At 58.5% G+C, this 7,811-nt stretch carries 8 protein-coding genes; 1 reads left to right on the top strand and 7 read right to left on the bottom strand.

What is annotated here, in order from left to right; genetic code table 11:
• From IT585_11825 to IT585_11805, 5 genes are all read right to left on the bottom strand, one after another.
• Nucleotides 1–250: hypothetical protein (locus IT585_11825; GenBank protein ID MCC6963932.1), on the bottom strand; the 250-nt coding region annotated here is incomplete at its 3' end.
• 62 nt (nt 251–312) lie between these two features.
• Entirely contained in the window at nt 313–2,481 is a 2,169-nt protein-coding gene (locus tag IT585_11820; GenBank protein MCC6963931.1) for a TonB-dependent receptor, read from the bottom strand.
• Between the two features lie 159 nt (nt 2,482–2,640).
• Nucleotides 2,641–4,791, bottom strand: a complete 2,151-nt coding sequence (gene feoB, locus IT585_11815; protein MCC6963930.1) for a ferrous iron transport protein B — start codon at nt 4,789–4,791, stop codon at nt 2,641–2,643.
• Nucleotides 4,788–5,030, bottom strand: a complete 243-nt coding sequence (locus IT585_11810; GenBank protein ID MCC6963929.1) for a ferrous iron transport protein A — start codon at nt 5,028–5,030, stop codon at nt 4,788–4,790. Before IT585_11810 ends, feoB begins: the two co-directional genes overlap by 4 nt.
• 51 nt (nt 5,031–5,081) lie before the next feature.
• Nucleotides 5,082–5,525, bottom strand: coding sequence for a metal-dependent transcriptional regulator (locus IT585_11805; protein MCC6963928.1), 444 nt, complete (start codon nt 5,523–5,525; stop codon nt 5,082–5,084).
• Between the two features lie 160 nt (nt 5,526–5,685).
• Here IT585_11805 and IT585_11800 point away from each other — a divergent pair, with 160 nt between their 5' ends.
• On the top strand, nt 5,686–7,110 hold the full coding sequence (locus IT585_11800) for an MFS transporter (protein MCC6963927.1): 1,425 nt from the start codon (nt 5,686–5,688) through the stop codon (nt 7,108–7,110).
• Here the strand turns inward: IT585_11800 and IT585_11795 are convergent.
• Nucleotides 7,100–7,351, bottom strand: coding sequence for a zf-HC2 domain-containing protein (locus IT585_11795; protein ID MCC6963926.1), 252 nt, complete (start codon nt 7,349–7,351; stop codon nt 7,100–7,102). The genes IT585_11800 and IT585_11795 overlap by 11 nt on opposite strands.
• A partial coding sequence (locus IT585_11790; protein MCC6963925.1) for an RNA polymerase sigma factor occupies nt 7,332–7,811 on the bottom strand: 480 nt, incomplete at its 5' end. The genes IT585_11795 and IT585_11790, both read right to left, overlap by 20 nt.

Genomic DNA, 7,811 nt, shown 5'->3' with positions numbered 1-7,811 from the left:
GCCAATTTGAAGAGGCCTTCGCTTGCGCATCGGAGAGTGTGACGACGTCGCGCGTGGTGAAGCTGTAGTAAGCGTAATTTCCGCTCGATCCGTCGGCGTTCAAGATCGTCGTCCAGTACTGCCCGGCCTCATTCCAGGTCGTGGAATTGGTGTTCTGTGGCCCGGGGTTATTGCCCTTGTCGTCGTTGGAGCAGCCGACCACCGCAGCCAGCAGCAGCGCCGAAAAAACAGGGCGAAGTAGGTGCTTCATGCAAGTACCCTCACAAATATTGGTTGAAGTTGTTGTTAGATTCATGTCCATATCGTTGCTCGTCATTTGTCCGCGTCGGGCCGAAGTCGCAGTCCGGCATAGAATGAACGTCCCGGCCAGTAACCGTAGTCGACTTTCACGTCGTCGGTGAGGTTTTCGCCGCGCGCGAAGATGTCGAGATTCCTCCAGAGGCGCTGGGAGACGTTCAGGTTGATTTCGCGCCGTGTCGGCGCCCAGATCTCGGAATCGAAATCGTTCTGCGCCCCCAGCGGTACCCAGAGTTTGCCGGAGTACCAGTTGCCCCAGGCGGTAATGATCAGGCCGGCCTCGTCGAAGTGCAGCGACCCGTGCAGCTTGAGTGAATGCTCCGGGCGGTTGAGCAGCCAATGGCCGTTGTCGCGATTCTTGGCGACGAGCCAGGTGTACGAGAGCGAGAGATCGAACCGACGGTTGACGCGAATCTCACTCTGCCACTCGATGCCGCGTGTATACGCCTTAAAGACGTTCTTGTACTCGTAGATGCCGCGCCAGTAGGTGGGCGAGAAACCGGTCAGGTCGAACTCAATTAAGTCGTCGATATCGTTGTAAAAGAAGGTCGCGCGGTGAAGTCCGATCCCCTCATAGCTGTACTCGAGCGTCAATGAAGCATTTCGCGATTTTTCGGGGCGCAGGTTGTCGCCGCCACCGGTCACGATGTAGCCCGCGGCCGAATGATCGAAGCGGAAGTAAAGCTCCTTGATCGAGGGCGCGCGAAAACCGCCGCCATAGAATCCGCGCAGGCGAACCCGCTCGTGCGGGTTATACATCAGGTTGAACGAGGCGTTGACGTGCTCGCCATAGGACGAGTGTTCTTCCAGGCGCACACCGGGCAGACATACCAGGTTGTGCAGCGGTTTCCATTCGTACTGCGCGTATAAGTCGCCTGACTTCACCGCGCGCTCACCGCCATCGATCTCCTCCGATGTGAGCGACTGATAAACGTAATCGCCGCCCATAGTGATCACGTGGCCGTCGGAATAACTGTGGCTGGCGCTGAGCGACGCCTCGGTCAACAAGTCCTCGGTGCGGGAGCGGTCGGAGGAAACACCGGCGCCAGTGAATTTCTCCCAGAGATGGTCATAGTAGGTGCCGAACAGGTTGAAATCCACCAGCGTCGCCGGCCGCGGCTGGAAATTGGCTTTCAGCCCGCCGGAGTAACGATAGTTGTTCTCATCGTCGTTGAACGTGAACGTCACGGGATCGATAAACTCCGATTCAATCCAGCGCTTATTCTCCGAATAGAAGTTGCCGTTGAGGGTGACCTCCCAAGCGCGATTCAGACGGCGCCCAATCTTGCCGTCGAGATTGAAACGCCGGATGCGCTCGAGTCCGTTCGTGTGCGGTGTGGACTTGTCGAGATCGAAGCCGTCGGTGCGGTCGAATCGCGAGGCCAACTGCAGCCCCCACGGACCGCGGCGGGAATCGAGTTCGAGGTTCTGCGCGAAGGTCTTGAAGCTGCCGTACTCTGAAGACGTAGACAGCCGCATCCTGGCTGTCGGTTTGCGGGTGATGATGTTGACAACGCCGCCGATAGCATCCGAGCCGTAGAGCGTTGATCCGACACCCTTGACAACCTCGATCTTCTCGACGTTGGCCAGCGAGATCTGCGCCAGATCGATCGCCCCCCGAACGCGGCCAACCATCTTCTCGCCGTCGATCAGCACCAGCACCCGCGTCGGATCGACGCCGCGCAGCGATGCACCCGCGCCGGAGAAGTTGTTGTCGACGTTGACGCCGACCGCAGATTTGAGCGCCTGATCGACCGTCGTCGCGCCGGTTTCAATGGCATCTGCGCTGCGAATGACCTCCGTAGTGACCGGAACATCCTTGAGCAAATAGGGTGTCCGGGTGCCGGTGACGACAATTTCGTCAGAGATGTAGGTGCGCGGCGTGAGACGGATTTCCAGCACAACATCGGCGGAGTCAACGTGCAGATCGACGAACCGTGTTTCGAAGCTGATATGACTCACTTGCACGCGGTAGTCACCGGGTGTCGGGATGATGAAGTTGAAACAACCCTCACGGTCGGTGCGGGAGTTGAGCGCAAGCGGCGTAATCAGCAAGTTGGCCTCGACGACCGGCGCGGAATCACTGCCGTCCAAAACCGCGCCCGCGATTCGCATGGCGTCTGCCGGCCGAGCGAGCGCGAGGATCACCAGCGCGCCGGTGAGCGCCAATCGCAAGCAAACCACTTCGCCAATTCCTCCATGTTTCGAGAATCGTCGTCGCATCGTGGAGAATTTAGGTAAATTAATGTTGTGATTGTCAAACCACTGTCAAACCGTAACGCGAAGTCGCCCAGCTTGACATTGAGGTGACAGAGGTGTGGCGATCGAAAGGGGCGGCGGCGATTAGAGCCCGATGATCGATCCGATCCGGTAGATGGCGAAGGCGGCGATCCACGGGATCGCCAATTGCGCGGCGATGCCCAACCACATCCAGCGGGCGCCGATTTCGCGCCGCATCGCCGCCATCACGGAGATGCAGGGCGTGTAGAGCAGCACAAAGACGAGGAAGGCATAGGCGGCCAGCGGCGTGATGCCGTTGATCGGATCACTGAGGACATTCATCAGCGAAGTCGAATTCTCGTCGACGTCACCGCCGAGCTGGTAGAGCACGCCGAGGGTCGACACGACTACTTCCTTGGCGACAAAGCCGGTGATGAGGCCGATGCCCATCTGCCAGTTAAATCCCAGTGGCTCAATGATCGGATGGATCAGGTTGCCGAGCCGGCCGATGTAGGAATTCTTGATCTCTTCGGATTGCATTTGTGCCTGCAGACGCGCCACCTGTTCAGTGGCTTCCGGCGAATTGAGCGTCTCCAACTGTGCGATCTGTCCGGCATAGTCCTGCGAATAGTGATCCAGTTGCGGGAAGGCACCGAGAAACCAGATGATGATCGAAGCGATGAGAATCACGCCGCCGATTTTGCGCAGATAGATCTTGGCGCGCTCCCACATCATCAACAGGCCGGTCTTGAACGTGGGCCGGCGATACGGCGGAAACTCCATGAAAAACGGCGCCGTGTCTTCCTTGAACAGGCTGTTTTTGAGCAGCCGGCCGAGAATCACGGCGACGCCGATACCGAGCAAGTACAGCGAGAAGATCACATTGCCGGCGTTGCCGGCAAAGAAGGCGCCGCAGAAGAGCACATAGACCGAGAGCCGCGCCGAACAGCTCATGAACGGAATCAGCAGCACCGACAACACGCGGTCGCGGTGCGACTCCAGCGTGCGAGTGGCCATGATGGCGGGGACGTTGCAGCCAAAACCCATCAGCAGGGGGATGAAGGCTTTGCCATTGAGGCCGAGAACGCGCATGAAGCGATCCATCATGAACGCTGCGCGCGCCATGTAACCGGAATCCTCCATGACGGCGATGCCGAGGTAGAGGATCATGATGTTGGGAAGAAAAACCAGCACGGCGCCCATGCCGCCGATCATGCCGTCGGTAATCAAATCGTTGATCACGCCCGCCGGCAACAGACCGGAAATGAAGCCTTGCAGGGCCACGACGCCGGCGTTAATAATGTCGGCCGGAAACTGGCCGAGGACATAGGTGGCTTGGAAGATCAACCACATGAAGAAGAGGAAGATCGGATAGCCGAAGTACTTATGGGTCAGGATCGCATCGAGCCGATTCGAGAACTCCATGCGATTGTCGGCGCCACGCTTGACCGCCTTCTCCAGCACTTCATTCACGTAACGATAGCGCGCGTCACTAATGGCGGCATCCGACTCCTGGTGCAGTTGCTGGCGGATGCGGTTCCTCGATGCGGCGACTTGGCCGAAGATTAATTCGCGCTCGGGCAGAGTCGGCTTGGCGAAGTCGTCGATATTGACGGTGTCTTCAAGGAGATTGACGGCGTACCAGCGCGGCGGCAAGGTATTGCAGCTGGTCGAGGCCACCGCTCCGGCGATCGCCGCGATTTGCCGGTCGAGTTCCGGATGATAGCGAATTTCGCGCGGGATGTGCTCCGGCACCGGCTGCTTGAGGGCAGTGATCGTCTTTTCAAGTAGTTCCTGGACGCCCTCACCGCGATGGCCGACGGTGCGCACGATCGGCGCGCCCAGCACCTGGCTCAGTTTCGCCTCATTGACTTCGATCCCCTGCTTGCGGGCTTCATCCCACATGTTGAGGTCGATAATCATGCGCACGCCCATCTCCATCACCTGCATGGTCAGGTAGAGGTTGCGCTCAAGATTGCCGGAGTCGATGACGTTGATCACCAGGTCGGGCTTATGGATCAGGATAAACTTGCGGGCGATCCGTTCATCGAGTGTTGCGGCCGAAAGCGAATAGGTCCCGGGCAGGTCGACAAATTCGATTTCGAGACCGTCGCGCCGAAGTGTCGCGCTACGTTTTTCGACGGTAACCCCGGGGTAGTTGCCGACGTGGGCCCGCGCGCCGACGAGCGCATTGAAGATCGAGGTCTTGCCGCTGTTGGGATTGCCGACGAGCGCAACGGTGAAAGTCTTCTTGGCAGTAGCGACGGTGCTCACGCGACACCTTCCACTTCAATCTGCTCCGCCTCGGCCTTGCGCAGGCTGACGTAGGCGCCGCGCAGCTTGTATTCGAGCGGATCCGCCAGTGGCGCGCGCCGGATCATCGTCACCTGCTCGCCACAGCGAAAGCCAAAGTCCATCAAACGATGACGCACCCGCGCATCAGCATGCACAGCCGTGATCCGCGCGGTATCACCCGGTTCCATATCAGCTAAGGTCAGTTTCGCGTTTCCCATTACAAACCCGATGAAATCCAATGCCAGACTACTGTTGCCACAAAATGATCATTACATCGAACAATTCTGGTCGACCGACTTTCGATAGATCCCCATGCACTTGGGGCTGTTGTTGTTGCAGGTGCGGATCACGTCCAGGAACAAAGTCAGCCTGCGCAAAGTCGACTTAGACAATCCATGCTCCATGCGGCAAGCCTCTTCGTCCGCCTGCTTGGGGTCAAGCAAGAGCACATCCGCCAGGAACCGCCGCAGCGTGCGGTGGACGTTGTAGAGCTCCTCGCCGAGTCGTTCACCTTCCTGATTGAGCATGATCTTACCGTAAAGTTGCTGCCGGACCAGACCGTTGCGGACCAGACGTGCTACCGCCGTGCGGGCTGTGGGCACGGTCACACTTCGTGCCTTGGCGACATCGGTGACGCCGACAGTGTCGGAATGACGAGAAATTCGGTAGATTGTCTCGAGATAGTCCTGATCTTTGTCAGTCAGAGTAATCATAGCCACACAATGTAAGATTCGTCTTACATTGTCAAGGAAATTAGGAAAAATTTGTGAAAAATTTCGCAAATCTGACAATAAATATGGTTAATTTTGTATTATTTATGAAATTGGGCTAATCGCTCTTGGTTCAAAAGCTTGGATCAAGTAACTTCAGATCATGGCGAGCTCATCTGTGCTCTCGACTGAGCACCACACCGACTCCGGACGTCGTCGTGCCGCAGTTTTCGTCGCGACGCTCAGTTCGTTCCTCGGACCGTTCATGGGCTCGTCCGTGAATGTTGCCTTACCCGCAATTGGCGCCGAATTCTCGATGGGTGCCGTGATGTTGGGCTGGATAAACACCGCCTTTCTCCTGGCGGCGGCGACCTTCCTGATCCCCTTCGGGCGCCTCGGTGATCTTTATGGTCGGAAGCTGATTTTCATCCTGGGGGTGGGGCTGCTGGCGCTCTCGTCCGCGCTGTTGGCGCTGGCCGGTTCCGGCGGGCAGTTGATAACAATTCGCATATTTCAAGGGATCTCGTCGGCGATGGTTTTCGCGACGGCGATGCCGCTGCTTATTGCCGTCGTACCGGCGCAGGAGCGGGGTCGCGCGATCGGCTATACGATTGCGGCGGTCTACCTCGGGCTCTCGACCGGGCCGTTTTTCGGCGGGTTCATTACGCAGTATCTGGGCTGGCGCTACATCTTCGGCATCAATGTTCCGTTGGGCTTGTCGTTGCTGGTCGTGGCCGTGATGAGGTTACGCAAGGACGCCGGCGAGCACGGTCACGCGAAGTTCGACTATCTCGGTTCGCTGATATTGGCCGTCGGACTACTTCTGACGATGTACGGATTTTCGAATCTTCCCTCCGCCGTGGCGGGGATGATGGTCCTCTGCGGATTGGTGGTGCTGGGGGCTTTTGTCGGCTACGAGTCGCGCCTCAAGCATCCGCTGGTGGACATGATGTTGTTTCGCAAGAACACGATCTTCGCCTTCTCGAATCTGGCCGCGCTGATCAATTACGCGGCCACCTTCGCCGTGACGTTTCTGCTGAGTCTCTACTTGCAGAAGGTGCGCCTGTTGTCACCGCAGGCAGCCGGGATTGTGTTGGTCGCACAGCCGATCGTCATGACAATCTTCTCGCCCCTCGCCGGTCGGCTGTCGGATCGGATCGAGCCGCGCACGCTGGCTTCGTGGGGGATGGGCATCACCGCCCTGGGGCTGGCAATGCTGGCGTTTCTGGCGGCGGCGACACCGCTGGCTTACATCGTGGCCAGTCTGATCGTGCTGGGATTCGGTTTTGCGCTATTCTCGTCGCCCAATACGAATGCGATCATGAGTGCGGTCGACCGGCGGATGTACGGCGTGGCCAGCTCAGTTGTCAGCGCGATGCGCCAGATCGGGATGATGTTTTCGATGGGGATCGTGGCGATGCTGTTGTCGGTGTTCATCGGCTCGGCGCAGCTTAGTTCGGAGAATGCGCCGCAGTTCTTGCAGTGTGCGCGCGTGGCGTTTGCGGTGTTCGCGGCGTTGTGTTGTGCCGGCGTGTTCGCATCCCTGGCGCGGGGCAAGGTCGCGCGGCCCGGCGCGGCTACTTCTTGAACTTCTGCTCCCAGCGGCGACGCAAGAGATCATTGAGTTTAGCGGCAAATTCCGGCGGCAACTCCTCGCACTGACCCGACTCGCGGCACAGCTTGACCGTCAGCTTGAGCGTGTCAACCATTAGGCGGCAATCATGGCAGTCGCCCAGATGCTTTTCGATCTCCGCACAGAGTTCGGGGGCGATCTCGCCGTCGAGGTAGTCGTTGAGACCCTGGATCAGATCAGTGCACTTTTTGGTCACGATCCTCCACTCCCAGCACGGCATCAAGCCGGTTACGCATGAACAACCGCGCACGTAAAACCCGCGACTTCGTTGCGGCCTCGGTAATCCCCAGCACTTCCGCAATCTCCTTGATCGACAACTCCTCTTCGTAGCGCAGCGAGAAGGGGATGGCATATTCCGGCGGCAACTCGGCAAAGGCGGCGGCGATCAGGCGGTTCAACTCGTCATTTTCCAGCAGCGTATGCGGATCGCGCCATTCGTGCAAGTGTCCGGACGGAGCGCCATGATTGTGTTCGCGCAGCGGCAAGAGGTCATCGAGCGACTGCAAGTCCGTCTTCTTGGCGCGATTATAGTGGGCGCGACCCTGGTTGAGGGCGATCGAGTAAAGCCAGGTGCCGAAAGCGCTGTCGCCGCGGAACTTGTCAATGTTGTCGATGGCCTTCAAGAGCGTCTCCTGCACCAGATCCTCGGCATCCTG

The sequence above is a fragment of the Candidatus Zixiibacteriota bacterium genome, assembly GCA_020853795.1.
In the GTDB taxonomy this organism is placed as follows: domain Bacteria; phylum Zixibacteria; class MSB-5A5; order CAIYYT01; family CAIYYT01; genus JADJGC01.
Note: the sequence above shows the minus strand (reverse complement) of the source record. Positions and strands in the feature narration are given on the sequence as shown.